At 35.9% G+C, this 25863-nt stretch carries 20 protein-coding genes; 7 read left to right on the forward strand and 13 right to left on the reverse strand.

Annotated elements, in window-relative coordinates; genetic code table 11:
• The first annotated feature begins 9 nt into the window (after positions 1 to 9).
• The 5 genes from LUA91_RS17805 to LUA91_RS17825 are packed head-to-tail and all read left to right on the forward strand — an operon-like array spanning position 10 to position 6444.
• Positions 10 to 1323: a beta-carotene 15,15'-monooxygenase gene (locus LUA91_RS17805; RefSeq protein ID WP_231427457.1), complete on the forward strand. Its 1314-nt coding sequence runs from the start codon at positions 10 to 12 to the stop codon at positions 1321 to 1323.
• Positions 1324 to 1342: 19 nt separating this feature from the next.
• Positions 1343 to 2788, forward strand: coding sequence for a hypothetical protein (locus LUA91_RS17810; RefSeq protein WP_231427458.1), 1446 nt, complete (start codon positions 1343 to 1345; stop codon positions 2786 to 2788).
• Position 2789: 1 nt separating this feature from the next.
• Positions 2790 to 3563 carry a hypothetical protein gene (locus LUA91_RS17815; protein ID WP_231427459.1) on the forward strand — a complete coding sequence of 258 codons (774 nt, stop codon included), beginning with the start codon at positions 2790 to 2792 and terminating at the stop codon, positions 3561 to 3563.
• Positions 3563 to 5026, forward strand: a complete 1464-nt coding sequence (locus tag LUA91_RS17820) for a rhodanese-like domain-containing protein (protein ID WP_231427460.1) — start codon at positions 3563 to 3565, stop codon at positions 5024 to 5026. Before LUA91_RS17815 ends, LUA91_RS17820 begins: the two co-directional genes overlap by 1 nt.
• Positions 5026 to 6444 (forward strand): phytoene desaturase family protein, encoded by a 1419-nt coding sequence (locus tag LUA91_RS17825; RefSeq protein WP_370633673.1) that lies wholly within the window; start codon positions 5026 to 5028, stop codon positions 6442 to 6444. The genes LUA91_RS17820 and LUA91_RS17825 overlap by 1 nt, the downstream gene beginning before the upstream one ends.
• Positions 6445 to 6515: 71 nt before the next feature.
• On the opposite strand, the gene LUA91_RS17830 is transcribed toward LUA91_RS17825, so the two are convergent.
• Together LUA91_RS17830 and LUA91_RS17835 are read right to left on the reverse strand one after the other, a co-directional pair.
• On the reverse strand, positions 6516 to 8039 hold the full coding sequence (locus tag LUA91_RS17830; RefSeq protein ID WP_231427461.1) for a DUF4394 domain-containing protein: 1524 nt from the start codon (positions 8037 to 8039) through the stop codon (positions 6516 to 6518).
• 52 nt (positions 8040 to 8091) lie between these two features.
• A complete protein-coding gene (locus LUA91_RS17835) occupies positions 8092 to 8412 on the reverse strand; it encodes a hypothetical protein (RefSeq protein ID WP_231427462.1) in 321 nt (106 codons plus the stop codon).
• A 562-nt stretch (positions 8413 to 8974) separates the two neighbouring features.
• On the opposite strand from LUA91_RS17835, the gene LUA91_RS17840 reads away from it, so the two are divergent.
• Both LUA91_RS17840 and LUA91_RS17845 read left to right on the forward strand, forming a co-directional pair.
• Positions 8975 to 11527, forward strand: a complete 2553-nt coding sequence (locus LUA91_RS17840) for an ATP-dependent Clp protease ATP-binding subunit (protein ID WP_231427463.1) — start codon at positions 8975 to 8977, stop codon at positions 11525 to 11527.
• Positions 11528 to 11714: 187 nt separating this feature from the next.
• Positions 11715 to 12242 (forward strand): CAP domain-containing protein, encoded by a 528-nt coding sequence (locus LUA91_RS17845; RefSeq protein WP_231427464.1) that lies wholly within the window; start codon positions 11715 to 11717, stop codon positions 12240 to 12242.
• Between the two features lie 90 nt (positions 12243 to 12332).
• On the opposite strand, the gene LUA91_RS17850 is transcribed toward LUA91_RS17845, so the two are convergent.
• The 11 genes from LUA91_RS17850 to LUA91_RS17900 all read right to left on the reverse strand — a co-directional run bounded on the left by LUA91_RS17850 (position 12333) and on the right by LUA91_RS17900 (position 25121).
• Complete coding sequence (locus LUA91_RS17850) at positions 12333 to 13205, reverse strand: RimK family alpha-L-glutamate ligase (protein ID WP_231427465.1); 873 nt, start codon at positions 13203 to 13205, stop codon at positions 12333 to 12335.
• A gap of 36 nt (positions 13206 to 13241) precedes the next feature.
• Positions 13242 to 14309 carry a PA0069 family radical SAM protein gene (locus LUA91_RS17855; RefSeq protein ID WP_231427466.1) on the reverse strand — a complete coding sequence of 356 codons (1068 nt, stop codon included), beginning with the start codon at positions 14307 to 14309 and terminating at the stop codon, positions 13242 to 13244.
• Positions 14310 to 14473: 164 nt separating this feature from the next.
• Positions 14474 to 15715, reverse strand: coding sequence for a carboxypeptidase-like regulatory domain-containing protein (locus LUA91_RS17860; RefSeq protein WP_231427467.1), 1242 nt, complete (start codon positions 15713 to 15715; stop codon positions 14474 to 14476).
• A gap of 72 nt (positions 15716 to 15787) precedes the next feature.
• Positions 15788 to 17023, reverse strand: coding sequence for a carboxypeptidase-like regulatory domain-containing protein (locus LUA91_RS17865; RefSeq protein WP_231427468.1), 1236 nt, complete (start codon positions 17021 to 17023; stop codon positions 15788 to 15790).
• 149 nt (positions 17024 to 17172) lie between these two features.
• The gene (gene recN, locus LUA91_RS17870; RefSeq protein WP_231427469.1) at positions 17173 to 18825 is read right to left on the reverse strand and encodes a DNA repair protein RecN; all 1653 of its coding nucleotides are present in this window, start codon (positions 18823 to 18825) and stop codon (positions 17173 to 17175) included.
• 97 nt (positions 18826 to 18922) lie between these two features.
• Positions 18923 to 20806 carry a M56 family metallopeptidase gene (locus LUA91_RS17875; protein WP_231427470.1) on the reverse strand — a complete coding sequence of 628 codons (1884 nt, stop codon included), beginning with the start codon at positions 20804 to 20806 and terminating at the stop codon, positions 18923 to 18925.
• A gap of 163 nt (positions 20807 to 20969) precedes the next feature.
• Positions 20970 to 21341, reverse strand: a complete 372-nt coding sequence (locus tag LUA91_RS17880; RefSeq protein WP_231427471.1) for a BlaI/MecI/CopY family transcriptional regulator — start codon at positions 21339 to 21341, stop codon at positions 20970 to 20972.
• A 342-nt stretch (positions 21342 to 21683) separates the two neighbouring features.
• Complete coding sequence (locus LUA91_RS17885; RefSeq protein WP_231427472.1) at positions 21684 to 22574, reverse strand: DUF4835 family protein; 891 nt, start codon at positions 22572 to 22574, stop codon at positions 21684 to 21686.
• Positions 22571 to 23767 carry a bifunctional phosphopantothenoylcysteine decarboxylase/phosphopantothenate--cysteine ligase CoaBC gene (coaBC, locus tag LUA91_RS17890; RefSeq protein WP_231427473.1) on the reverse strand — a complete coding sequence of 399 codons (1197 nt, stop codon included), beginning with the start codon at positions 23765 to 23767 and terminating at the stop codon, positions 22571 to 22573. The genes LUA91_RS17885 and coaBC overlap by 4 nt, the downstream gene beginning before the upstream one ends.
• A gap of 75 nt (positions 23768 to 23842) precedes the next feature.
• Positions 23843 to 24169: a DNA-directed RNA polymerase subunit omega gene (locus LUA91_RS17895; protein ID WP_196098764.1), complete on the reverse strand. Its 327-nt coding sequence runs from the start codon at positions 24167 to 24169 to the stop codon at positions 23843 to 23845.
• Positions 24170 to 24176: 7 nt separating this feature from the next.
• Positions 24177 to 25121 carry an outer membrane protein assembly factor BamD gene (locus tag LUA91_RS17900; protein WP_231427474.1) on the reverse strand — a complete coding sequence of 315 codons (945 nt, stop codon included), beginning with the start codon at positions 25119 to 25121 and terminating at the stop codon, positions 24177 to 24179.
• Positions 25122 to 25863 lie beyond the last annotated feature (742 nt).

Below are 25863 nucleotides of genomic sequence, written 5' to 3' on the forward strand. Positions count from 1 at the left end.
CATGATGTTATGAGTGATTTAAAGATAAAGCAAGATGAGCTTTTGCGAGGATTTGTTTTCAGAACCATTTTTGTATTTCTGTTACTGTTAACCATTCCACTTACAGGAAGTTATTACAGTCAGTTATTTAAAACAGATTGGTCTCATTTTCAGGATGTTTTCCAGGCTGTAAATTATGTGCCCAAATTTTTTGTAGGGAAGGAGTGGGGTTTCGGAAGTTTTTCTGGTTGGGGCATTGCATTCATAATTAGTTTAATTGTAGCATATGTTTGGGGCTTTTGGGTTAAAGATAGTAATCAAAAAGAACCCGAAATTTACTATTGGATGCGGGTTATTGTTCGGTTTAGGTTAGCCATTTCATTGATGAGTTATGGAATAATTAAAATTTTTCCAGTTCAGTTACCTGGCCCAACTTTAAGCGATTTACATACCGCTTATGGTGATTTCCTACCTTGGAAGCTATATTATTTATCAACGGGTGTTGCTTCGGCTTACTATGAACAAAGTTTAGGCGCAATTGAATTTCTTGCAGGTTTGTTGCTGCTATTTAGGAGAACAACCATTATCGGTGCAGGATTGGCAACTTCCTTGCTCATCAACATTGTTCTGGTAAATTATGCCTATCATTTAAGCGATCAATTGTATAGCGTTTATTTATTAATCCTTTCTATTTTCCTTTTGCTTTACGATGTGCCACGACTTTATAATTTGTTGATTAAAGAACGTAAGGCAAAGCCAGATAATTTTAATCCTGTTTATAAACCTAAATTTAAGCTGCCACTAAAACTTGCTTTTGTCGCTTTTGCAATTTTCTTTAGCTCCATTACTTATGCCAGTTACCGGAATAGCAATTGGCCATATCCGAATACTCCAGGATTAAACGGAGCTGCTGGCTACTATAATGTTGAGGGTTTTGAGTGGAATGGACAACTTAAACCTTATTCGACAACCGATAGTTTGAGGTGGGTTGATGTAGTTTTTGAAAGATGGAACGTATTGAGCATCAAGAAAAATATAAATGCTCCAATTAATGCATTATCACCAAGTTTAACCTTTCAAAAAAATGGCTTGGAGGATTACGAATCGAAGGGGAATGCAGGTAGATTTTTTTACAGCTACAAAGTATCAGGTTCAACAATCAAGCTCACAAATAAAAATAATGTTAAAGATACCTTCCACCTTACAATTTATCGGCCTGGTCAGGATATTATTCAGCTAGATGGCACCGATGCAAATAACGACTCCATAAAAGTGGTATTGAAAAAACTACCGAAAGAGTACTTATTGCAAAAAGGACGTCGTAAAAAAGTTAGCGTTTATTAATCAATTATATTTTTAAGCTATGGATACGCTGGTTTCACCACTACAACCTAATCAAGGCTCAATAGTCCAAAAGCAATGGCGGGCCTGGACCAAATGGGAGAAAATTCTGTTTAGATTTGCTTTCATCTTCATATTTTTACTCATTATACCGGTTACGATTGATTGGTATGCGAAGGCAATTTCATCTAAAACCATTTTTGCATTTCTGAATAATTTAACAGGGTATCGCCCAAATTTTTATAACCTGCAAACGCCTAGCGGAAGATGGGGAATCGGATCATATGCCACTTGGGGTGTTGCTTTTGTAGCCGCTATAATTGGTGCATTTATTTGGACATTAATTGCCCGTAAAAGCAAAAGAACCAATTATAATACCCTTTATTATTGGCTCCGTGTTGCGGTGCGCTATCGCATTGCCATTGGTATTATTGCATTTGGTTTTTTAAAACTATACCCCATGCAAATGCCCGATCCTTCCATTTCAAACCTTGATACCAACTTTGGGGATTACAACACCTACAAAATTTATTGGCAAATAGTGGGTGTTTCCATTTGGTATGAAATTGTGTTGGGTTTGGTTGAAATTGTTGCTGGCGTTTTACTTTTCTTTAGAGGAACAGTTGCCATTGGTGCAGTGCTGGTAGCAGGTGTACTTTATAATATTGCGCATGCAAACTTCGCTTATGATGGAGGCGTGCATGTTTACAGTAGCTTTTTCGTTCTCTTGTCGTTGTTTTTACTCATTCAATATTTGCCGAACTTATGGCGACTATTAATCCTGAGACAGGAAGTAACTCCAAACTATTATTATCCGCCATTAAAAACAAAAAAACAACGCAGCGTTTTCTATTCTACAAAATATGCTTTTGTAATCGTCTTCACTATCATCTTTGCATATTTAAGATACGATGTTCATTATCACGTTGGCCAGCTTAAAGAACCTATTACTCCTGGTTTACCTGGCGCCGCCGGATATTATAATGTAACTGCATTTAAGTTAAATGGCAAAGAGTTGCCATTCAATCCACTCGATTCGATAAGGTGGCAAAGTGTAGTGTTAGAGAAATGGAGTACTTTGGTTTACCAGGTGCATAAGCCATTTTCAATTTCTTTGGCTAATGGAACACCAAATCCAAAAGATATCGATAGAAGTTATGAGCTTGCAGGTATTGCCGGCGGGAGACGCTTTTTATATTACACCATTGATTACAAGACGCAAAGTTTAGTGCTTCAAGATAAAAATCGACCATCTAAAGAAGAAGATGGACCAGGAAAAAAGAAGCCGGCAAAAGATAAAAAGAAAAAAGAGCAAAAATTGGTTTGGCACTTCGAGAGGGCGGGAAACAATCGGATTATTCTTTCTGGATTGAATGAACATAAAGATTCACTTTACGTTATTTTAGATAAGGTAGATAGGAAATTTGCTTCAAAATTGGATAGAAGCGAAATTAAATTTAATAAGTAAGATGATATTAAAAAAGATAGTTGGTGGCGTATTCGCCATGATGATTAGTTTTCAGATTTATGCCCAACAAAACACGCAAGTGTTAATTAGAGCGCAGGCAAAAGATGCAAAATTTATTGGTACTGGTATTGGTGGGGCACTTGTTATTGTACGCGATCATTTAACGAAAGAGATTTTAGCAAAGGGATTAACTACCGGAAGTTCAGGAAACACTGAAGTAATCATGAATCAGGCTAAAAAGCGCTTCCAATCTATTACAGATAGTGCCACGGCAAAGTTTATCGCCAATTTAAAAATTGCAGAACCCACTTTTGTCGATATAGAAGTAGTGGCGCCAGTTAATCGGAAAAATGCGACAATTAATGCGTCTACACAACTTTGGGTTATCCCAGGGAAAAATATTTTAGGTGAAGGTGTTGTATTGGAAATTCCTGGGTTTATCGTTGATATTTTAGCACCAAATACACATCAACAAATTAAACAGGCTAATTTAAAAGATGGGCAATTAGAATTTAAAGCCAACGTAACCATGAGCTGCGGTTGCCCCATAACCAGCGGTGGTATTTGGAATGCCGATAAAATCAGTGTTCAGGCAATTGTGAAAAAAGAAGGAATTAAAACTGAAGATTTAACATTATCATTTACCGGCCAGACCAACCTTTTTGCAGGAAAATTAAATATTAAAGAAAAGGGAAACTATGAAATTTTGGTATTTGCCTATGATGAAAAAACAGGCAATACGGGGGTAGATAAAATTAATTTTGTAATTCAGTAATGAGAAGGAGATCGTTTATTCGTCAGGCTGGAGGATTTATTTTACTTTCTACTGCAATTCCATCAAAGGTTTTTAGCAACTCAAGTAGTGCTAACGGAAACTGGCATATTGAACAGTTTCAGGATAAAGGGCTTGCACATTTTTCGTACGCTATTTTAGTTGATGGAAAGATCATTTTGGTAGATCCCAGTAGAAATCCCAAACCATATTTAGATTATGCTAAAGCGCAAAATGCAGAAATTATCGGTGTAATAGAAACACATCCTCATGCCGATTTTACCAGTTCGCATTTAGAACTTCAACAGTTAAAAGGCATAAAAATTTATGCCAGTAGCTTAACAAGAGCAGGCTATAAACGCACAGGTTTTGATGATGGCGCAATCTTTAAATTAAGCGATAATGTCAACCTGCGATCGATTTTTACGCCTGGTCATGCACCTGATCATATTGCTGTTGTACTTACTGAAAATGGAAAAGATATTGCTGTATTTTCAGGAGATTCTTTGCTTATTGGCGATGTTGGCAGGCCAGATTTAAGAGAAAGTGGAACCGACGCTACCACACAACGCAAACAACTAGCGGCACAATTATATGACACTGTTCATCAGAAGTTTGGCAATTTGGCCGATTCGGTTATTGTTTATCCAGCTCATGGCGCAGGTTCTCTTTGTGGTAAAGCCATTCGCGATGCCTCGAGTTCTACTATTGGTGAAGAAAGAGCCAATAATCCCGCTTTTCAGATCAAAAATAAGGAGGCGTTTGTAAAGAATATTTTAAATGATTTACCTTTTACTCCTAAATATTTTCCTTTCGATGTGGCTTGGAATATTAAAGGACTACCCAATTTTGCAGCCAGCGTAGCTGGAGTTGAAATCTTTTCCCCTAATTTTACACCTCCCGAAAATAGTGTTGTAATTGATACCAGAACAGCATCAGCCTTCAAGAAATCTTTTGGAAAAAATGCAATCAACTTACAAAATGGCACTAAGTTCGAAACCTGGTTAGGTAGTACAGTATCTCCAGAAACGAAATTTTATTTAATTGCTGCAGATGAAAAATCGCTGGAAGAAGTAATTGCTAAAACTGCTAAAATTGGCTATGAACAAAATATTGCCGCTGCATTTATCTACAATCTATCAAATGGGCAAAAACTCGATAGTTATGTTTCTGATCAATCCATCGATGAATCAAAATTTACAATTATTGATGTAAGAACGGATAGGGAATTCAAAGAGGAACCAATATTTAACAGCGCTATTAATATTCCGTTGCAGGATTTAAAAGACCAGTTGAATAAAATCCCACAAGATAAACCGATATTAGTAAACTGCGCATCGGGATATCGCTCTGCAGCTGGTAGTAGTATCATTAAGAACAAATTTCCAAATCAGGCTGTTTATGATTTAGGAACAGCAGTTTCGAAATACGAAAAGGCAGGGACAGCACATAAACAAAACCAATAGTGCAAAAAAAATACGAGTATGATGCAGTTGTAGTAGGGTCGGGGCCAAATGGTTTGGCTTGTGCAATCCAGTTGCAAATCAATGGCTTGTCGGTTTTGCTAATTGAAGGTGCCGAACAAATTGGTGGAGGCATGCGCTCTAAGGAATTTTTTCCGGGTTATTTATCCGATGTATGTTCGGCAATCCATCCTATGGCTGCCGGATCTCCATTTTTTAGTCAGTTGCCGCTAACCGAATATGGATTGGAATATATCAATCCACCCATATTGGCAGCTCATCCATTTGATAACGGCACAAGTGCTGTGCTCAAACCTTCATTAATTGAAACAGCCGAAAGCTTGGGTAAAGACAAAAATAGTTATCTGGAACTCATGCAGCCTATCGTTGAAAATTGGCCAAAAATAGCTGCAGATATTTTGGGTCCTTTTAAAATACCGAAAGAAATCTTTGCCAGTTTAAAATTTGGTCTCTCTGCCATAAAATCTGCCCAATGGCTATCGAAAAGATTTCAAACGCCAGAAGCTAAAGGATTATTTGCCGGTATGGCGGCACATTCTTTTTTGCCCCTTGATAAATTATCAACCGCTGCGGTTGGATTGGTACTTATGGCAAATGGACATTTAAAAGGTTGGCCATTACCTAAAGGTGGCTCGCAGGCGCTGGCAAATTCACTACTTAACTATTTTCAAGCTTTGGGCGGAAAGGTGCAAACCAATTGGATGATAAAAAATTTTAGTGAAATTCCATCTGCAAGGGCTGTTATTTTTGATACTGGGCCACGCCAATTGGTAGAAATTGCCGGTGATCATTTGCCTTCCATCTATAAAAAAAGGCTTGGGCGTTTTCGCTATGGACCAGGTGTTTTCAAAGTAGATTGGGCCCTTAGTGAACCTGTACCCTTTGCAGCTTCAGATTGTAGAAAAGCCGGAACAGTTCATGTGGGTGGAACATTTAATAAAATTGCATCTACAGAGAAAGCTACCTTCAATGGTAAAATAGCTGAAAATCCTTTCGTTCTGCTTGCCCAACAAAGTTTATTTGATTCTGGCAGAGCACCAAAAGGAAAGCAAGTACTTTGGGGATATTGCCATGTGCCTAATGGCTCTACAGTTGATATGACCAATGCAATTGAAAAACAAATTGAAAGATTTGCCCCAGGTTTTAAAGACACGATTATTGATCGGCGTGTTTTTAATACCACTCAATTCGAATCCTATAACCCAAATTATATTGGTGGAGATATCAATGGAGGGATTTTAGATTTAACACAATTGTATAGTCGTCCGGTTTTAAGTTTTTCACCTTACAGAACACCTGCAAAAGGAATTTACATTTGCTCGGCAAGTACGCCGCCTGGTGGTGGTGTACATGGCATGTGTGGCTTTCATGCGGCCAATGCAGTATTAAAAGATTTATAATCTCCTTATTTAAAATGAAAAATGCCCTCCAATTTTGAAGGGCATTTTTACAACATTTACTTTGGTATTAATTAAAAGCCTAAACCTAAAGCAAAACCTCTTGAGGCGTTTGTTATTGCTGGGCCAGCAGTAGCCACACCAGTTGTTAGGTTAACACTGTAAATTCTTTGTGTACCGCCAACTGTAAATAAACCATAAGCTAAACCACTTGTTCCGCCAATATCAAAACCATTACTGGCTTCAACATTAATTCCTAAAGCACCAACATCTACTAAAGTTCCTGCGTTAGGTGGGTCTTGTCTGTATAATCTATCTGTTGTCGAATCAATGTCGAACAATACTGTACTGGTAGCGCCAGCAAAATTGTTAGTGTATGCTGCACCTGTGATGCCAACTGTTGTTAATGAAATATTTCCATCAACTGTTAAAGCTAAATCGGCAGGGTTGATACGTAGATTTTGGCCTAAATTGCTTACAATTCTAATTCTATCAGCTTGAGGATTAAAATCAAAACCAAATTGTGTTCCGCTAATTAAAGTTGATAGAGGACCTGAACCAACCATTGTAGCTGCGCCTGATGAAGTATTAATGGTGTAGATTCTGCTTGTGCTTCCTAAAGCATAAAGCTGTCCATTTAAAGGACGGAAATCTATACCTAAAATAGTTTCTCCAGTTTGAATGCCAGCAATGGTTTTAACTGCTACTGTTGGTGTTGCAGCCATTGGATTGAAAATCAATAACTCGTTGTTGTTCGAAACTGCATAAGCTACTGGCTCAGTTGGAATAGCTAAACCTGTAATATTTGAAGGTAAGTTGCCAATTTTAGATGCTTTACCCGTATTAATGTCGATATTAAATAATGAAGATGTACCGCCTACAGATAATGCTGCAATTGCTGCTGTTCCATCAGGGTTAATATCAAAACCGCCTGCTTCATCAATATCAAAACCTAAACTGCCAACTTCAACCAATTTTCCATCATTTGGTGGATCTTGTTTGTACAATTTATCTGTTGCTGCATCAATATCAAAAAGTACTGTTGCAGTAGCGCCAGCTTTATTTTGAGTGTAAGCTACAGAAGTTACTCTTGCGTTGGTTACACCGTTAATGGCTCCGTCCACAATCATCACTGTTCCGGTTTCCGGGTTTAAACGTAGGTTTTGGCCAGTATTGGTTACAACACGGATACGATCAACTGTTGGGTTGAAATCAAAACCAACTGCTGTGCCTGATAATAAGGTGGCAAAAGGAGTAGCAGAAACCGATCTGGCTATACCTGTTTTCTGGTCAATAACATATAAACGACTTGTACTGCCTAATCCGTAAAGCTGCCCGGTTGCAGGACGGAAATCGATTCCAAGCAAGGTTTCGCCTTGTTGTAAACCTGAAATACTTACAGTAGCACTAACTGAAGATGGATTTTTTGCGTTTATCATCAACAGCTTGCTATCTGATGTTAAGGCATAAAAGTTAACGTCTGGTCCTGGAACGAGTGTTTCCATTTGATTGTTTCTGTCCTTTTTACAGGCAGAAAATAAAATTGGGGTCATAACGGCAAATAGCGCCATTATGAAGAAATGTTTAATTTTCATCATGATTTTAATGTTTAATAATTATTTGAATAGATAATAGGAGCTAGGTAGGCTACTATTTAGGGGGTTGCTCTGGAACTTGTAAGTGGCAATAGGCAAGTAGAAAATTGCCATTAAATGAATGTGAATTGATAATATCAATTTTAGTAAAATCAAATCCCAAATCTTTATTGAGATGCAGATCAGCTAATTTAACTTTCTCCTCCAGTGTATTTTGCTTTTCAGAAGATTCTGATTTTTCTGCCTCATTCGAATTGCTTTTATGAATAATCTCTTTGGCTACCTTTTGAACCGGAAATGCATATACCACACTCCTACCCGCAAAAGCAAGAAGTAGGATGAGTAATATAAAAAACCGTTGGTAGAGAGTTGCCATATAAATGTTTCAGTATCTTGAAATCAATTTATATACGTCGAATAATTAATATTAGATTTTTACGGAGTAAATAAATTTGCTTCAACCATGATATAGATTCGAGATAATAGTTGAAAGGAGTGTTCGCCTAGTATTAAATTTCATTTAATTAATAACTAATACTTGATGCTGCTGTTTAGAATGATGTAGTTAATAATGTTAAATGGTGACAGGAATCTTTTATATATCTGTCAAAACTTGTAAATTGCTTCTGCAAAAGGTTACAATATGGCAGTTTCCTGTTGCTTTAATATCCTTACAATAAACCGACATTTTTAGGGGCCAAAAAGAACTTCATTTTAAAAACTGCCTTTAAAACCTACAAAACACTTATTACGTAGATATAAGTAAAGAATAAATCTACTATTATTATAATTTTCTTGAGTAAATTTACGGATAGCACGGTGGTCAAATGCCTGTTTATCCACGTATATGGCGCAATTGTTGATAAAATAAAGAAAACAGCAGTACTCTTTTATAAATAATTTTATAGTTTAGGGACGTAGCTGTTAAGAAAGGTATTATGGAAGCAAAATTTTCACCACAGGTTAAAGATGTAATCTCTTTTAGTAGGGAGGAAGCGCTGCGTTTAGGGCACGATTACATTGGAACCGAGCATTTATTATTGGGCCTCATTCGCGAAGGCGATGGAATGGCTATAAAGATTTTACGATCGTTAGGAGTTGATACTGGTAAATTGCGCCGCTCAATTGAAGATGCTGTTCGCGGTACTTCGAGTGTTACAGTAAACCTCGGGAATATTCCGTTAACTAAACAGGCCGAAAAAGTTTTAAAAATTACTTACTTAGAAGCTAAAATATTTAAAAGCGATTTAATTGGTACCGAACATTTATTACTATCAGTTTTGAGAGATGATGATAACATTGCCTCGCAAATCTTGTTGCAATATGGTGTTACTTACGATGTTTTTAAACAGGAGGTAGAAGTGAATAAAAATGGTTTCAGAGACGATATTTCAAATAGCGCATCAACAGGTGGCGATGATGATTATCGTGAAGAAGAGAGCTTTAGTACACCAAAAAAGGTTTCGGATATAAAATCTAAAACTCCGGTACTAGATAACTTTGGACGTGATTTAACCAAGGCTGCTGAAGAAGGTCGTTTAGATCCAATTGTTGGCCGCGAGAAAGAAATTGAACGTGTTTCACAGATTTTATCTCGTAGAAAAAAGAATAACCCGATTTTAATTGGAGAGCCCGGTGTTGGTAAATCGGCAATTGCAGAAGGTTTGGCCTTACGCATTGTTCAACGTAAAGTTTCGCGTGTACTGTTTGGTAAACGTGTAGTAACGTTAGATTTGGCATCATTAGTAGCGGGTACAAAATATCGTGGTCAGTTCGAGGAGCGAATGAAAGCCGTGATGAACGAGCTTGAAAAATCTACTGATGTTATTTTATTTATTGATGAAATTCATACGATTGTTGGCGCAGGTGGTGCTTCAGGCTCACTTGATGCATCGAATATGTTCAAACCAGCTTTAGCAAGGGGAGAAATTCAATGTATCGGTGCAACAACTTTAGATGAGTACCGTCAGTACATCGAAAAAGATGGCGCTTTAGACCGTCGTTTCCAAAAAGTAATGGTTGAACCGGCTACGCCAGATGAAACCGTTGAGATTTTAACAAGAATTAAAGATAAGTATGAAGAACATCACGGTGTAACTTATACAGATGAGGCAATTTTAGCTTGTGTTACTTTAACTTCTCGTTATATTTCTGATCGTTTCTTGCCAGATAAAGCAATTGATGCTTTAGATGAAGCAGGTTCGAGGGTACATTTAACAAATATTCATGTTCCTCAAAACATTATTGATATTGAAGCGAAAATTGAAGATATCAAGTTAGAGAAAAATAAGGTTGTTCGTAGTCAGAAATATGAAGAAGCTGCCAAACTCCGCGATACCGAGAAGAATTTAATTGAAGAATTAGATAAAGCCAAAGCGGAATGGGAAGCTGAGACCAAAACTAAACGTTACGAAGTATCGGAAGATAACGTAGCAGAAGTTGTAGCCATGATGACTGGTATTCCGGTCCAACGTGTTGGACAAACTGATAGCGTTAAGCTATTAAATATGTACGATAAAGTGGCCGAAAAAATTATCGGTCAGGATGATGCCATTAAGAAATTAACTAAAGCCATCCAACGTACAAGAGCTGGTTTAAAAGATCCGAAAAAACCAATTGGTTCATTCATTTTCTTAGGCCCAACAGGTGTTGGTAAAACAGAATTGGCAAAAGAACTTGCTCGTTTTATGTTTGATAGTGATGATTCACTGATCCAGATTGATATGAGTGAGTACATGGAGAAATTCGCTGTTTCACGTTTAGTAGGAGCGCCTCCAGGATACGTTGGTTACGAAGAAGGTGGTCAGTTAACCGAAAAAGTTAGAAGAAAACCTTACGCTGTAATTTTGTTAGATGAGATTGAAAAAGCACACCCTGACGTATTCAATATCTTATTGCAGGTTTTAGATGAAGGTCAGTTAACGGATAGTTTAGGTCGTAAAGTCGATTTTAGAAACACGATCATTATCATGACTTCAAATATTGGTGCCCGTCAGTTAAAAGATTTTGGTCAAGGTGTCGGTTTCTCTACTGCAGCTAAAACAAATCAGGCAGATTCTCACAGCCGTGGAGTTATTGAAAGCGCATTAAAACGTGCTTTTGCTCCAGAATTTTTAAATCGTGTTGATGATGTTGTAGTGTTTAACAGCTTAGGAAAAGATGAAATCTTCAGAATTATTGATATCGAATTAAAAGCTTTATTTGGTCGTGTTCATACTTTAGGTTATGAAATTGCATTAACTGAAAATGCTAAAGATTATATTGCTGATAAAGGTTTTGATAGTAATTTCGGAGCTCGTCCGTTAAAACGAGCCATTCAGAAATATCTGGAAGATCCAATTGCCGAAGAGATTTTAAAAGGAGAATTATCTGAAGGTGATGTTTTAGAGATTGATTACGATAAAGAAACTGAATTGATTTCAGTAAATCACAAAAAAGGCGAAAAGAAAAAAGAAGAGCCGAAAAAAGAAGAAGATTCTTCAAGTAAATAAAAAAAACTCCCAATGAAAATTGGGAGTTTTTTTTATGCCCAACAAAGTTGCTTTTATACTGTATTTTTAAGATTACAAAATATTAAAATATTGCTTTAAATAGGTTTAAAGGGAGAAAAATAAAATTTAAATTAATTTTTTTTTGTTCTATTTCGCTGTATATTTCATCTCGAAACAGTCCTATTAAATGAAATTATCTATCCCATTTTTTTGCCTGGCAGTAGCTTGCCTGGCTACATCTTGCGAGAAAAGTATCGATAACCAATCTCCTGAGTTACCAGTAACTGTTCTAAAAGCAGAAATTTCATCGGTAACGAATTTAAATAATGAAATGTTATTAAAATTGGTAAACGATACGCGTTTGGCGGGTTGCAACTGCGGAACTACTGCGATGCCACCAGTTGCTGTGTTAAGTTGGAATGCGAACTTAACATCTGCAGCAATAAGCCACAGCAAGTATATGGAATCGATAAATAAAATGCAGCACGAGTCGGCCAATGGAACAGGCGTTGGCGATCGCGTAACAGCAACTGGTTATATTTGGAAGGCAGTTGGTGAAAACGTTGCTCAAGGTCAAACTACCGAGTTACAGGTTTTTAATGATTGGCTAAAAAGTGAAGGGCATTGTAAAAATATGATGAACCCCGCCTACAAAGAAATGGGTGCTGCCAGATCTGGTTTATTCTGGACTCAAGTGCTAGCCGTAAAAATGTAACGTTTTCTAATTTATCAAATCAAGCTGCAGATCTTAAGATTAACATTCATCTTATAAAATCTGCAGCTTCATATTTAAATAAAGGCAGCACTAAATCAATTCTTGCAATGCTTTGTAATATCGATCATAGTTTTGCTGATCGGTATTCAGAAACAAAAATGGCTCAATCAACTCTAGCTCCATTAAAAGAAAATTATTATTTACAAAAGTGCCATCTACTCTGGCGTAAAGGCAATCTTTGGCAAATTGATTTACATATTTAGCCGCAATATCAATTAAATTCTGACTTGGATTTTGAGGGTGTACAGTACCACCGTGTGCTGGTTGCACTCTAAAATCTCCGACTTTTGCTTGTTTAATTAGCGAGTGACTATAAGATCCATTAAAAAAGATGAATGACCATTCTCCTTTTTCTAATATTTCAGGTAAAAAAGGTTGCATAATAAAATCTTCTTCCTGAATTAGTTGAGGTAGTTTTTTAGCAACTTCTTTTTTATTAGAATCTGTAACCTTAAAAGTGTTTTTTGCGCCACCGCTTATGCAGGGTTTTACAATCAACTTCCTGGTATCAAATTCTTTAAAAAAGCGATCGAAACATATTTCATCGAACTTATTTAGGAAAATACTAGGCGTAATCGATAGCCCAGCATCCTGAATTTCCTTTAAGTAATGTTTATCGGTATTCCACCTCACAGTATTTATTGGGTTTAACAACCTTATACTTTTTTCCTCTAAAATATTTAACCATTGATGAAAGTCTTTTATCAGGTCAAAATAATCCCAAGGTGATTTTAATATGGCCAACTCATAATTATCCCAATTGATAGTTGGATCGTTCCAAATTACTTTATCAATATTTAAACCTTTATTTTGAAGAAACAAAAGCAGCTTTTCGTCTTCGCTTTCTACGGTTTCCGTATCATATTTTCCCTGATCAAGATAAGTTACCAATGCTATTTTCATGAGCTAAAACTATATCTTATAAATTAAACGGCCAAATTAAAACAAGGTCATTTGATCATTTGGTACTTTAAATAAAGAGTGGTTTAAAATAATTTCCTTTTCATTAAGGTGATTAAGCCTGGCATGCAACCTAAAACTATCTCTTATCATTTTCGCAATATTACCATCACCACGCATTCTATCGCCAAACCGACTATCATTTACATTGCCTCCATGACAACTTTGAATCATATGCCAAACTTTATCAAAGCGATCTGGAAAGTTTTTTCGGAGCCAATCTTCAAAAATCTGTCCGATTGCACCATTTAACCTCACAACGGTATAACCTGCTTTTATGGCACCTGCATCGGCCACGGCTTTTAAAATTTTTGGAATTTCATGATCGCTTAAGCCCGGCACGAGCGGAGCAAGCATTACACCCATGGGGATTCCTGCTTTGCTCAATTCTTCAACTATCCGTAACCGCTGTTTTGCAGTTGTTGTTCTGGGTTCCATTACCTGCCTCAAATCTTCATTTAAGCTATTTATAGATACATAAACCATGCATAAATTTAATTTAGCCATTTCTTGGAGAATATCTCGATCTCGCAAAATCAGCGAGTTTTTAGTAATCATCCCGATAGGCTGCTTATATTCCAAGGCAATTTCCAAAAGCTGGCGGGTTAATTTAAATTTCCGCTCTGCTGGTTGATAACAATCTGTATTCCCAGATAATGAAATGGTTGAAGCATCCCATCCCTTTTTCTCTAAGAATTTTTTGAATAGTGAAGGCGCATCCTGTTTAACGATAATTTTTCGTTCGAATTCAATTCCTGCACTATAACCCCAATATTGATGCGAATTGCGGGCATAACAATAGGTGCAGCCATGTTCGCAACCTTGATAAGGATTTAAAGAGTAAGCCATGCCAACGTCAGGGCTATCAACTTTATTGACTATAGTTTTTGAATTTTCGAAAATGAAAGAAGTTTTACTATCGTTTTCCTCCCAATCATCAATTCCTTCATCATGCTCCTTCACATAAACATCTTTCAAAAATTTATTATGAGGGTTAACTTGCGCTCCTCTTCCCTTAAAATATCTTTTTTCTTCCTCGCCAATCATACATTAAAATTACTAATATTTTTAGTAAAATGATGTGGGTGTTGAAAAATTAATTGATAAATAAAATACTATTCTCGTTTGAGCAAACCAGCAAATTTAAGATAAAATGAATGCTGCTTTATTATAAGGTATAGTAAGCATAAATCGAAATCGTTAGATACACATTACTGATTTGAATGAGGAAGTGGCACATAATCCATCGGCACCATATCTGCTACTTTCTCGTAAGCCCAAAAGCCTTCGTATAAAAGGGATCGTGAATCATGGATGCCGCCATTTTCGTAAAAGCGTACACCAGGACTAGTTAAGTTGGCCACTGATATTTCATTTTCAGGAACATCTAAAGGTCTGAAAATCCAAAAACCAGTTTTTGAATAAGCTAAAGACTCTTTTTCTTTTGTATACTGAATAATCAGGGCATCGGTATAGCTAAGGTATTTTAGGTTATCATCGAAATAATGTACCAATGTATCTGGCAATACTTCGCCTCTAGAAAACTTATCGATGGTTCGGGGCATCTCTTGTTGCTTGGTCCAAAAATTAAGCAGTGCGGTATCAATTTTTCCAGCCGTTATTCTTACACCTGTTTTCCCTGGTAAGGTTCTAATCTTTTCAAGAGTGCTATTTATTACGTATTCTGGATAGCGGTTAGGATTTGGGATTTTAAGCATTTTATTGATGATAAATCCTTCTTCTTTGCTTTTACCTGCATACAATGACCTGAAAAAATGTTGTGAAGAACCATGATAAGCAATTTCTCTGGCAGAAATGTATTTCTTCTTTTTAGCCGGCGATGCTTTTAGTTCTTCAAAAAATGGATGCCCGGAATAATAAATGATATGCGTTCTAGAATTGTACTCAAAATGATCCAGCATATACTTTAAACGATAACCCAATGCTTTATTTTCTACCACCAAAAACTCTGTTGTGGTTACTGTTAAAGTACTCTTGGTAATATCAAAATCAACATTAAGTACCTGCGGATTTAGTATTTTACATTGAAGCGCATTTGGCGATTTACCAATAAAAAATTCTTTAAATTGGTTAATATATTTTTGACGATTTGGATCTGCCCGAACCACAACCTCATCCAGTTGGGCTACATTTTCCTTTAACACTAAATCAACCACCACCGATTTATCAGAGATAATAACACTTTTAGAATAGGGGAGATATCCTACAATCTGCACTAGTAAATCATAACTTCCAGGTTTTAGGTTAGGAAGTTTAAATTTTCCGTCATTATCTGCAACAGTTGCAATTTTATAACCACTTAAATAAATACTTGCACCAGGCAATCCATCTTTATTATCTCTAACAACACCACTAATGGTAAAAGTATTTTGAGCAATTACATTAGTACCAATAATGATAAATATTAACGATACCAATAGGCTTTTAATCATGAGAGCGAATGTAGCCAAAAGTGATAATATTCTAATTGGATAATCATTATTTTAACAGTTTTAACTTTTGTTTTATGGCTCATTTGCGGGAACATAATCCATTGGAACGCTGTCAGCAATCTTTTCCCAAGCCCAATAACCAGAATAAAGCATCGATCGAGGATTGTAAATCCCTCCATTTTCATAAAAATAAACAGGGGCAATTTGTAAATCAATATTGGATATTTGATAATTCGGCATATCTAAAGGTCTCGAGATGGATTGTCCAATACGATTCGTAAAAAGCGGACTTTCCATCTCCTTGGTGTAAATTACATAAAGCTTATCTGTGAAATTTATCGATTTAATATTAGAGTTAAATTTTTTAACGAGCGTGTCTTGTAAAACAGGTGCCCGATTTAAAATTGAAATACCTTTATTCAGATTTCTTTTTCTTATCCAATAGTTTAATGAATCATCTTTACTTCCACCGATAACGATTTTGCCATTTAAACCCATTTGCGTTTTGGTTAGGCGTTTCAAATTGGCATTAATTACACTGTCCGATGGTCGATCGGGGTTGGTTTTGGTAATTATCTTATTGATTAAGAAACCCTCTTCTGTTGCTTTGTTTCGATATAGTGATTTGAAGAAATGCTGCGACGAACCCAGATAAGCGGTTAACCTTTTCTTAGCCCAAATTCTTTTTTTTCTTTCTGATCCTTTTAAATCTTCATAATATGGAAAACCCTCATAGTAGATCACTCGAGTTTTACTGTCCCATTCAAATTGCTTGATCAAATATTTAATTTTATAACCCAAAGCCTGATTTTCTATAATCAAAAATTCATTGGTTTTTACGGTGAGCCTATTAATTTCATTATCATAATCGATAAGTAACACATTGGGATTGATGATTTTACAATCTGCCGCATTAGGAGTTGTGCCAATAAAAAAATCGCGAAACATACCAATATAATAGGCCCGATTAGGATCGGGTTTAATGGTTACTTCTGCCAATTGAGTAATGCTTTCTTCCAGGATAACATCTAACTTTATAGGCTTGTCAGCTACAATTACATTTTTATTAACAGCTTTATAACCAATTAATTGAAATAAAATATCATAATTACCTGGCTTAAGCGGAAGTGTATATTTCCCGTTGTTATCGGCAACTGTTGCTATTTTATATCCGCTCACAAAAATTCCAGCACCTGGCAAAACTTCACCACGTTTATCTTTTACTGTACCTGATAGGTTAAAGCTTGTTTGGGCAAAGCAATAATGCACTGTTAAGAGTAAAAAGAATAAAACGATGGTTGATCTCATAGAAAAAAATATCAACTAAGTTAATAGTTAATTTAGATTATTGAAAATTTTTGGAAGGGGAATCCATAAAATATTGATTTTAAATTAATCTGTCGCTTGTGTGAGGGAATTTTTCATTAGCCACAGCAGTCTCATTTTAAAATATTTTATTACACCAGCAATTCTTTTGCATTTTCAATCGCAGATGCGCCAGGATTTTTACCACTCAACATTTCTGCAATAACGCCAACTCTTTCTTCTTGTTTTAGTTTGCGAATGCCTGTGGTGGTTTTTCCTCCGGCTTCATTTTTATGGACAAAATAGTGAGATTTGCCTTTGGCAGCAATTTGGGGCAAATGGGTAATGGAGATTACTTGCATATTTTCACCAAGATCAGAAATCACCTCGCCAACTTTTAATGCAGTTTCACCAGATATTCCCGTATCAATTTCATCAAAAATGATGGTAGGCAATGAAGTATGTTGAGCAAGCAAAGCTTTTATAGCCAGCATTAATCTTGATAATTCCCCACCAGATGCCACTTTATTTACCGGAGCAGGTTTTTGTCCGGCATTTGCGGTAAACAACAGCGTGATTTCATCCAAGCCGTCTTTATTTAATTCTGATAATGATTCTTGTGCTAAAACTAATTTGGCACTTGGCATACCAACCTTTTGTAGCGTTTTTCCTGTTTGTTCTTCCACAGTTTTAATCGCTTTTTTGCGGTTGGCACTTAACTGCACAGCTTGCTTATTCAAGCTAATTTTAAGTTTTTCGATTTCTTTCTGGAGTTTTTCAATATTCTCGTCAGAACTTAACAGCTGATTTAAGTTTTGCTCCAATTGGTTCTGAATGTATAAAAGCTCATAGTTATTGGCAACTCGGTGTTTCTGTTGTAGCAAGTAAAATAAATCTAACCTTTGATTGATGATTTCCAAACGATCGGCACTATGTATGGTATTCCCTTCCAAACTAGAAACTTCATCTGCAATATCCTTAATTTCAATGATTGAAGATTTTAAACGTTCAAATAGTACATTAATCGCAGGATCGAATTTTTCAATGCTTTGCAATTGCATTTGCGCTTCTTTCAAAATCTGCAACGCTGATGGTTCGCTTTCAGTTAACAAACCTGTTGAAGTAAGCAGTCCTCTTTTAATGGTTTCGGCATGCGTCAATTTTTCCAGCTCTTGCTCTAATTCTTCCTGCTCACCACTTTTTAAATTTGCCTGCTCCAACTCATTAAATAGAAATTGTTCGTAATCCTGTTTGTTTCTTGCTTCTGCCGCGTCATCTATTAATTTTTTTAAACGATTATTTTCTTGCTTCAGTTTTTTAAAACCTATTCTATAATCAGATAATAAGGATTTATGATTGGCTAAAGAATCAACAATGAGAAGCTGGAAATCGGCATCGTTAATTTCCTGTGTTGCGTGTTGTGAGTGAATATCGATTAATTTTTCTCCAATTTGTTTTAATATGGATAAATTAACTGGCGTGTCATTAATGAACGATCTTGATTTTCCATCTATAGAAATTTCGCGGCGAAGAATACTTTCATTAAAAAAATCGAGATCATTATTTTCAAAAATCTCTTTTAATTTGTCGTCAGCCAAAGCAAAATTCCCTTCAATAACACATTTTTTATCTTGGTTAAAGAAATATTTACTCTCTGCCCTTTGTCCCAAAATTAAAGATAACGCACCTAAAATAATTGATTTACCAGCACCGGTTTCGCCAGTAATAATGTTTAAGCCTTTATCAAATTCGATATCAAGACTATCAATTAATGCGTAATTACGAATGGAAAGTTTTTGTAGCATACAGACTACGAAAATACTAAAAAGTTATTTCAACAAACGCTTAAAAACGAAAACGGCGAAGAATAATCTCCGCCGTTTTACTATTTGCATGTTTGGTTTAGTTCTCTTTTTTCTCTTTTCGCTCTGCTTTTTCCATTTTCTCTTTCAATTCTTTTACTTCATTATCGAATTTCTGTTTCAATTTTTTGTACTCTTCAGTTTGTCTAACTTTATTGTTGTTCAAGTTTTCATTTATGCGAATTGAAGTGCCATCTATACCATACGCAATATTGTCATTCATTCTGATAAATATCGAGTCCGTATTCATCCGAGGCATTTTAGGGAAGTTAATGCGATCAATTGATTTTAAACTCTGAATACGAGCATTATCCAATTGTGCTCTAAATTCTGGAGTGTTCATTTTGGCAACCATATCTTCACTTAGCTTTCTCCATTTAGCTTGTGCTTCTGGCGAGGAAAATTCTTCAGCCATTTTTTTCCATTTTGCTTGCGCTTCTGGCGAGTTGTATGCTTTGGCAATATCTTCTCCAAATTTTTTCCACTTCGCTTGAGCTTCTGGCGAGCTGTATTCTCTGGCTACATCATCACCGAATTTTTTCCATTTCGCCTGTGCTTCTGGCGAGCTATATTCTTTAGCTATATCTTCTCCAAATTTTTTCCATTTAGCCTTAGCCTCTGGCGAATTGAATTGCTTGTTAATTTTTGCCTGAAACAATGAATCCTTAAATTTAAATCCTGAATCAAGGTTTACTCTAAACACTTTATTTCCCGAGAAAAGTTCATCATTGTAGAAGTCTCTTCTTAAACTATCAGGCATTTCCTTTACAGAGTTATATTCGGTTTTTTTGCCATTCGCATCAATGGTTACAATTTTAATTTTTCGCTTTTTGGTAGTATCTAAACAAACAATTGTTTTAAGATCTCCAGATTCGTTATTAATCGCAATTATCTGTTGCTTGGCTATAGTTTTATGTTCTTTTTTCTTTTCTGCGGGATTAATCCATGCAATAGAGAACAAGCATGCAACCCCCAAAGTTAAGGCTGCCATTTGCTGTTTGGCATTTAAATAGTTCGTTTTCATATTGGTTATTCTTTTTATGCGTTGATATAAATTTTGTGTTTTTCCGGTTGCCGCTAAGGCATAAGCCGGACTGTTTTTATCTTTAAGTAATTCTAGTTTCAATAGGGCATGAGCATAATTTAATGGCTTACCCGTTATCTTAAGTACTAAATCATCGCAGGCATGCTCACGTTCGATGTGAATAAATCTTCCAGCCATCCATACAAATGGATTATAAAATAGCAATGTTTCTATCGCAGTTTTGATTAAGTTTAATAAGAAGTCGTTCCTTCGGATGTGAGATAGTTCATGAATTAAAATGGCCTCTACCTGGTCGTTATCCAATTGATTTACCAGTGCAAGGGGGAATAACACAACTGGTTTTAGGTAACCAATTACCAATGGTACATTTATAATTGATGATAGTTGGAATTTAATTGATTTATTTATTTTAAGTCTTTCGGTAATGTTCAGGAACAATATTCTCCAATTTTCTGGTACAGCACTTAAACTATCCTTTTTTAACTTTGCAAGCTGATGATAGCCTTTAGCGATTATAAATAGTTGTAGAATGATGCCTATAATGTAAAACACTAAAATTACAGGGAAGTATTGTTCGGCCTTACTGCTAAAACTAGGAGTAAGGTTATTAAAATATTGGTAGAGTTGAATGTTTTGTGCCTCACCACTAGATATTCCTCTTGGGATGCTAACCATCATCTGACTAACGAAATTATAGGCGAAGCCAACGAACATTAACACGATCGAACCAAAAGCCAGATTGTGCTTGTATTTTGCAGGCAACTTAGGTATGCTAAGCATGATGATAAACAACACACCGTAAATAAGTGCACTTTGCCAAAGTGAGTTTAAAATGCTCCAGCCAAATGCTTTGATAAATTGTTGTAATAAAGTTTCCATAAAGATGATTATTAAATGAAGCCTAAATCGCTTTTAAATTTTAAAATTGTTAAATCTTTTATTTAGGCTGCTTGTTGCCCCTAAACCCTAAACCCTAAACCCTAAACCCTAAACCCTAAACCCTAAACCCTAAACCCTAAACCCTAAACCCTAAACCCTAAACCTATTTAAGGCTATCTAAATATTTTTTAATTTCATCAATTTCATCTGCACTTGCGCTGTGGTTACCCAAAGCTTGCATAACCAACCGGGCCGCCGAGCCATTAAAAACATTATCGATCATTTTGCTAACCATTTGTTTTTCCGTTTTATCTTTACTAACAATAGCTTTGTAGATATGCGTTTTCTGATTGGTATCTCTTTCAACCATTCCTTTTTCATGCATAATCTGCATTAATTTTAAAGTAGTGGTATAGCCTGAATCTTTTTTATTCAACCCTTCATGAACTTCTCTTACCGTTGCCAAGCCTTTCTGCCATAACATTTGTAAGATTTCCATTTCACCTTCTGTTGGTTTGATGTTGCTATTGGTCATATTGTTACATGTTGTACGAATTATTTCGTAATCAAATGTACGAAGATATTCGTATAATCAAAATATTTTAACAGATTTTTAAATATAATTGTTGATTAACAGACGTGAGAAGTATTTAAACGTTGCACGAATGGAGATATATTCATTTAGAAATTAGATATATAGCACAGGTTTAAGTTGTTTAAACCTAATTGTAGCGGATACCGGCCTGTGAATAAGGCCTGCAGCAGTATGAGCGGAAAGTAGGGGTGGCTTTCAATTAGTACGCAGAGATTGCTTTCCAAATAGATTTTATTAACCTATTCAATGGAAAACAATTAAACCTTTATTAAGGTACCAGAGTTATTTTTTCAAACCTTCGTATTTTCCAATGTTTGCCGGATCAATTTCGGCCAGCATATTATATGCTTTCATGCGTTCTTGCATATTCAATTTAGATAGTACATTAGTAACCTCTTCTGCTTTTGAAGCGAAGTATACATTGGGGAAAATCGAACCTAATTTCTGTTTATCCATCTGTTGTAAAGCTGGGAGTGCAGAAACAATTTGTGTTAGTCCTTTATCATTATCCGTTAATTGGTCTAAACCATTTAAATGATAGGCATAAATAAATACACGCAATTCACTGAAAACAGGATTTAAAACGTTTTCATTAAACCAAAATCGATTGCGCAACCCATCGGCAGCTTTCCAGCCAGTATTACCTGAAGCCTGGGCCAGGTTGATAATATTTTGAGCTTTCTTGAAATAGTTATTGCCACCCAATTTAGCAAAGCTGTCTTTATCTAAACCGATAATGGTGTATGCATAATAAGATAGAAGTGCACTAATATTGGAAATATAATTTTGATCCGAAAAATCAATTGTCGAGCCATCATTATAACTGAAATCGAAATTCTTGTCACTCATGTTTAACAAAGTACTGTTATATGAGCTATTAAAAACAGGGCGACTGCTTTGAATTTGCGCCTCGGCAGTGTAACCTGAGCCGCCATCCCAAGAATTTATTGTAATTACAAAGCTGCAATCTATACGTTCTTGTGGTTTATAACTTTCTACGCTAAACTTATTATTGTTCAAAAAATCACGGATTGTTCTTTGCAAAGCTTCTAAAGTTGGTTTGCTCATGTTCGAAACCTGCGGCGCCAAAACTGTAACTCTTGCATTTAATTCTTGAGCATGCAATTTACCAAAACCAACCAGTAGCAATATCCAAACAATCCTTTTCATCATTTTGAAATATTTAAAATAGCAGCACATATATCTTTAGCTACTTCCGTTTTCGATTTCATCTCAAATACAGTTCGCTCTAATGCTTTGTTAAAAATAGTAATTTTATTGGTATCCGATTTAAATCCAGCGCCTTTATCATTTAACGAATTTAAAATAACTAGATCTAAATTTTTCTTTTCAAGTTTTCCCTTTGCATAATTTTCTTCATCATTCGTTTCCAGGGCAAAGCCAACCAAAATCTGGTTTGCTTTCTTTTCCCTTCCTAATGATGCTAAAATATCAACCGTTTTTTCTAATTCCAGAAGCAACTCGTTATCATTTTTTTTGATTTTTTCTGTTGCAACAACTTTTGGTCGATAATCGGCCACTGCAGCACACATTACCGTAATATCAATCTCTGGAAAAATTGAGGAGCAGGCGTTTAACATTTCATCTGCACTTACCACATCAATTCTTTTTAATTCAGTACTTGCTTTTAAAGCAGTAGGTCCTGTAATCAAAGTAATATTGGCACCAAGTTTAGCCAACTCATTTGCAAGAGCAAAACCCATTTTGCCTGATGAATGGTTTCCAATAAATCGAACTGGATCAATCGCCTCGTAAGTTGGGCCTGCGGTTACCATTACGTTTTTGCCATATAAGGGTAGAGACTCTTTTAGAATTTGTTCCAAAAAAGTAATAATATCTTCTGGCTCAGCCATTCGACCTTCACCGTATAATCCACTGGCTAACTCACCGCTTCCTGGAGAAATAACGGTATTTCCGTAACTGGAGATTTTTTCGATATTGTTTTGCGTGCTTTCATGTTTCCACATGTCTAAATCCATTGCAGGAGCCACATACACAGGGCACTTGGCAGAAAGGTAAATCGCAGTCAATAAATTATCGCAAATCCCTGTAGCCAATTTAGCCAAAGTATTTGCACTAATAGGAGCAATAATGATTAAATCGGCCCATAAGCCTAATTCTACATGATTACTCCAAACACCAGTTTCTTCTTCAAAATACTGAGTGTAAACTGGATTTTTAGAAAGCGTAGCAAGGGTAAGAGGCGTAATGAAATTAGCGCCATCAGGAGTGAGAATAACCTTAACGTTTGCACCAGCTTTAACTAGTAATCGAACCAGAAAGGCCGATTTGTAAGCAGCTATACTACCGCAAACGCCAAGGATAATATTTTTATTTTTTAGCATCAAGCAAAGCTTTTAAAGCATGGTGCATAGAGCGTACACAAACGCTTGCTATAAACTCCATGCGCTATGCCAATCTTATTTTTGTTCTTTAGCAGGATTTCTGTGATAAATTTTATCATTCAAAAATTCATCCATTGCAACTAGAACAGGTTTTGGCATACGCTCATAGTGCTTGCTGATTTCGATCTGCTCACGGTTTTCGAAAATCTCTTCCAAATTATCGTTACTCGAAGCAAATTCTGCTAATTTACCATGTAACTCTTCTTTAACGTTATTAGAAATCTGATTTGCTCTTTTAGCAATAACAACCAAAGATTCGTATAAGTTATCTGTAGTTCTATCTAAATCGTGAACGTTTCTGGTAACTGTAGTATTCGGTACAGCAGGTTTGTTAGTATTCATGTATTAATTAATTTTTAATATTAGTGTTGTCTGCAGTAGTTGGTTTAGTAGAAACAGTATCTTTTAATTTACCTGTTCTAATCAACATCTGCTTGTATTTTTCTTGGTCAGCTGCATATAAAGCCAACTCTTGTTTAGTAGTTACAATTCCACTTTCTACATCTTGCTTAAGTTGCTTTGCTTCCTTAGTAAATTTGCTTTCTGGGTGGTTTTCAGTAAATTCGGTATATAATTCTATTGCTTCATTATAGCGATCTTCCTGGCGAATGATGTAACTGTTTTTAGCATATAAATATTGTGCTTTAATCATCAAAAAGTCCATTTCCTCAGCATACTTAATATCTGGGTAATCTCTCTGTGCATTTTTTAAAGCAATAACGGCCGCACGGTAATTATCTACATTACTAGGACCAGTAGTTAAATACATTTTGGCATTTTCAAAAGCCTTATCTTCTAATTTACCTCTTAAATCAGCAATATACTTACTTGCGGCTGCAGCACGATCACTTGTTGGATATAAGTTAATAAATAATTGCAATGCATCAATAGCTTTATAAGTATTCTCCTGATCTAAAGAAAAAGCAGGTGATTCTAAATAATAACAATAAGCACCCATGTAACGTGCCTCTTCAGCATTTTTACTGGCAGGATAAGTATCGGCAAAACTCTTAAATTGATATCTCGCAGTAGTGTAATCGCTCAACCTATATAAAGTATAGGCATAATAATAGTTTAAATCCTCAGCTTCTGCACGACCACGATATTTTTGAGATAGATCTTCAAAAAGCACTAATGCTTTGCTATAATCTCTTTTATTATATAAACGAAGCGCTTCCTGGTATTTTTTTGCAACATCATTACTCGCTCTCAATTTCTCGAAACGACTTTTACAGCCCGCAATACCCAATGCGGCAACAAATACTAAAATAATTAAGTGTTTAACTTTAAACATTCTGCAAAGATAATTAATAATACGATAACATCAATAAAAACAATTCGCCGCTAAGCTATGTAATGGAAACCACTACATATATATAGTTAACAATTTTTAACATATATATATACTATTACATATATTGATATTTTGGAAAGCACTGTTATTACTTATATATAAGTACCGTCCCGCCCTTTGTTCCAAATCCCCGCTCGTTCCTCGCTGGGGGTTTTCCACTTCGGTCAGGTTTAGGTGGCGCGGCCGTTGCAGCAAACAAATGGTTTGGCGTAAAAAAAACTAAACAAATACTGTAGTGATTCCAAAATCGCCTCATCCCTATATCTTCTATATTTCTATATGGTTCAAAAGAAAGCACATAACAACTTTATAGTTGCCAGCCTTTAGCTCAATTTCCCGCTGAATGGCCATTCCTCTACCTATACAACCTATAGAATATTAAACCCGGCACAAACCAGCAGACACATTTTCCGCTGTCCCGTAAACCTTGGCGAAACCCCTTATAACAGTTCACGCGTCCAAAATGTTCTTGAGGCCAACGATTTTTTTCCTTTGATAAACAGCGCCTTAGGGAAAACACGGGGAGAAAAGCGGTAAACTGTTTGGATGCTGCCCTTTTTTTTCTACTTTTGCATCCCGCTTCGGAGGAAACGGTTGTGAATGAAAAGATGGATCTGGGGGATGTGGGAAGGATAAAAGGCCAAAAATTTATTTCAAAATAAATTTGCGGTTGAGAAAAAGA

Source organism: Pedobacter sp. Leaf250, from assembly GCF_920984735.1.
GTDB lineage: Bacteria > Bacteroidota > Bacteroidia > Sphingobacteriales > Sphingobacteriaceae > Pedobacter.

Coding starts and splice junctions, on each gene's coding strand:
- LUA91_RS17805 (WP_231427457.1), top strand. CDS start 10: ATGAGTGATTTAAAGATAAAGCAAGATGAGCTTTTGCGAGGATTTGTT.
- LUA91_RS17810 (WP_231427458.1), top strand. CDS start 1,343: ATGGATACGCTGGTTTCACCACTACAACCTAATCAAGGCTCAATAGTC.
- LUA91_RS17815 (WP_231427459.1), top strand. CDS start 2,790: ATGATATTAAAAAAGATAGTTGGTGGCGTATTCGCCATGATGATTAGT.
- LUA91_RS17820 (WP_231427460.1), top strand. CDS start 3,563: ATGAGAAGGAGATCGTTTATTCGTCAGGCTGGAGGATTTATTTTACTT.
- LUA91_RS17830 (WP_231427461.1), bottom strand. CDS start 8,039: ATGATGAAAATTAAACATTTCTTCATAATGGCGCTATTTGCCGTTATG.
- LUA91_RS17835 (WP_231427462.1), bottom strand. CDS start 8,412: ATGGCAACTCTCTACCAACGGTTTTTTATATTACTCATCCTACTTCTT.
- LUA91_RS17840 (WP_231427463.1), top strand. CDS start 8,975: ATGGAAGCAAAATTTTCACCACAGGTTAAAGATGTAATCTCTTTTAGT.
- LUA91_RS17845 (WP_231427464.1), top strand. CDS start 11,715: ATGAAATTATCTATCCCATTTTTTTGCCTGGCAGTAGCTTGCCTGGCT.
- LUA91_RS17850 (WP_231427465.1), bottom strand. CDS start 13,205: ATGAAAATAGCATTGGTAACTTATCTTGATCAGGGAAAATATGATACG.
- LUA91_RS17855 (WP_231427466.1), bottom strand. CDS start 14,309: ATGATTGGCGAGGAAGAAAAAAGATATTTTAAGGGAAGAGGAGCGCAA.
- LUA91_RS17860 (WP_231427467.1), bottom strand. CDS start 15,715: ATGATTAAAAGCCTATTGGTATCGTTAATATTTATCATTATTGGTACT.
- LUA91_RS17865 (WP_231427468.1), bottom strand. CDS start 17,023: ATGAGATCAACCATCGTTTTATTCTTTTTACTCTTAACAGTGCATTAT.
- recN (WP_231427469.1), bottom strand. CDS start 18,825: ATGCTACAAAAACTTTCCATTCGTAATTACGCATTAATTGATAGTCTT.
- LUA91_RS17875 (WP_231427470.1), bottom strand. CDS start 20,806: ATGGAAACTTTATTACAACAATTTATCAAAGCATTTGGCTGGAGCATT.
- LUA91_RS17880 (WP_231427471.1), bottom strand. CDS start 21,341: ATGACCAATAGCAACATCAAACCAACAGAAGGTGAAATGGAAATCTTA.
- LUA91_RS17885 (WP_231427472.1), bottom strand. CDS start 22,574: ATGATGAAAAGGATTGTTTGGATATTGCTACTGGTTGGTTTTGGTAAA.
- coaBC (WP_231427473.1), bottom strand. CDS start 23,767: ATGCTAAAAAATAAAAATATTATCCTTGGCGTTTGCGGTAGTATAGCT.
- LUA91_RS17895 (WP_196098764.1), bottom strand. CDS start 24,169: ATGAATACTAACAAACCTGCTGTACCGAATACTACAGTTACCAGAAAC.
- LUA91_RS17900 (WP_231427474.1), bottom strand. CDS start 25,121: ATGTTTAAAGTTAAACACTTAATTATTTTAGTATTTGTTGCCGCATTG.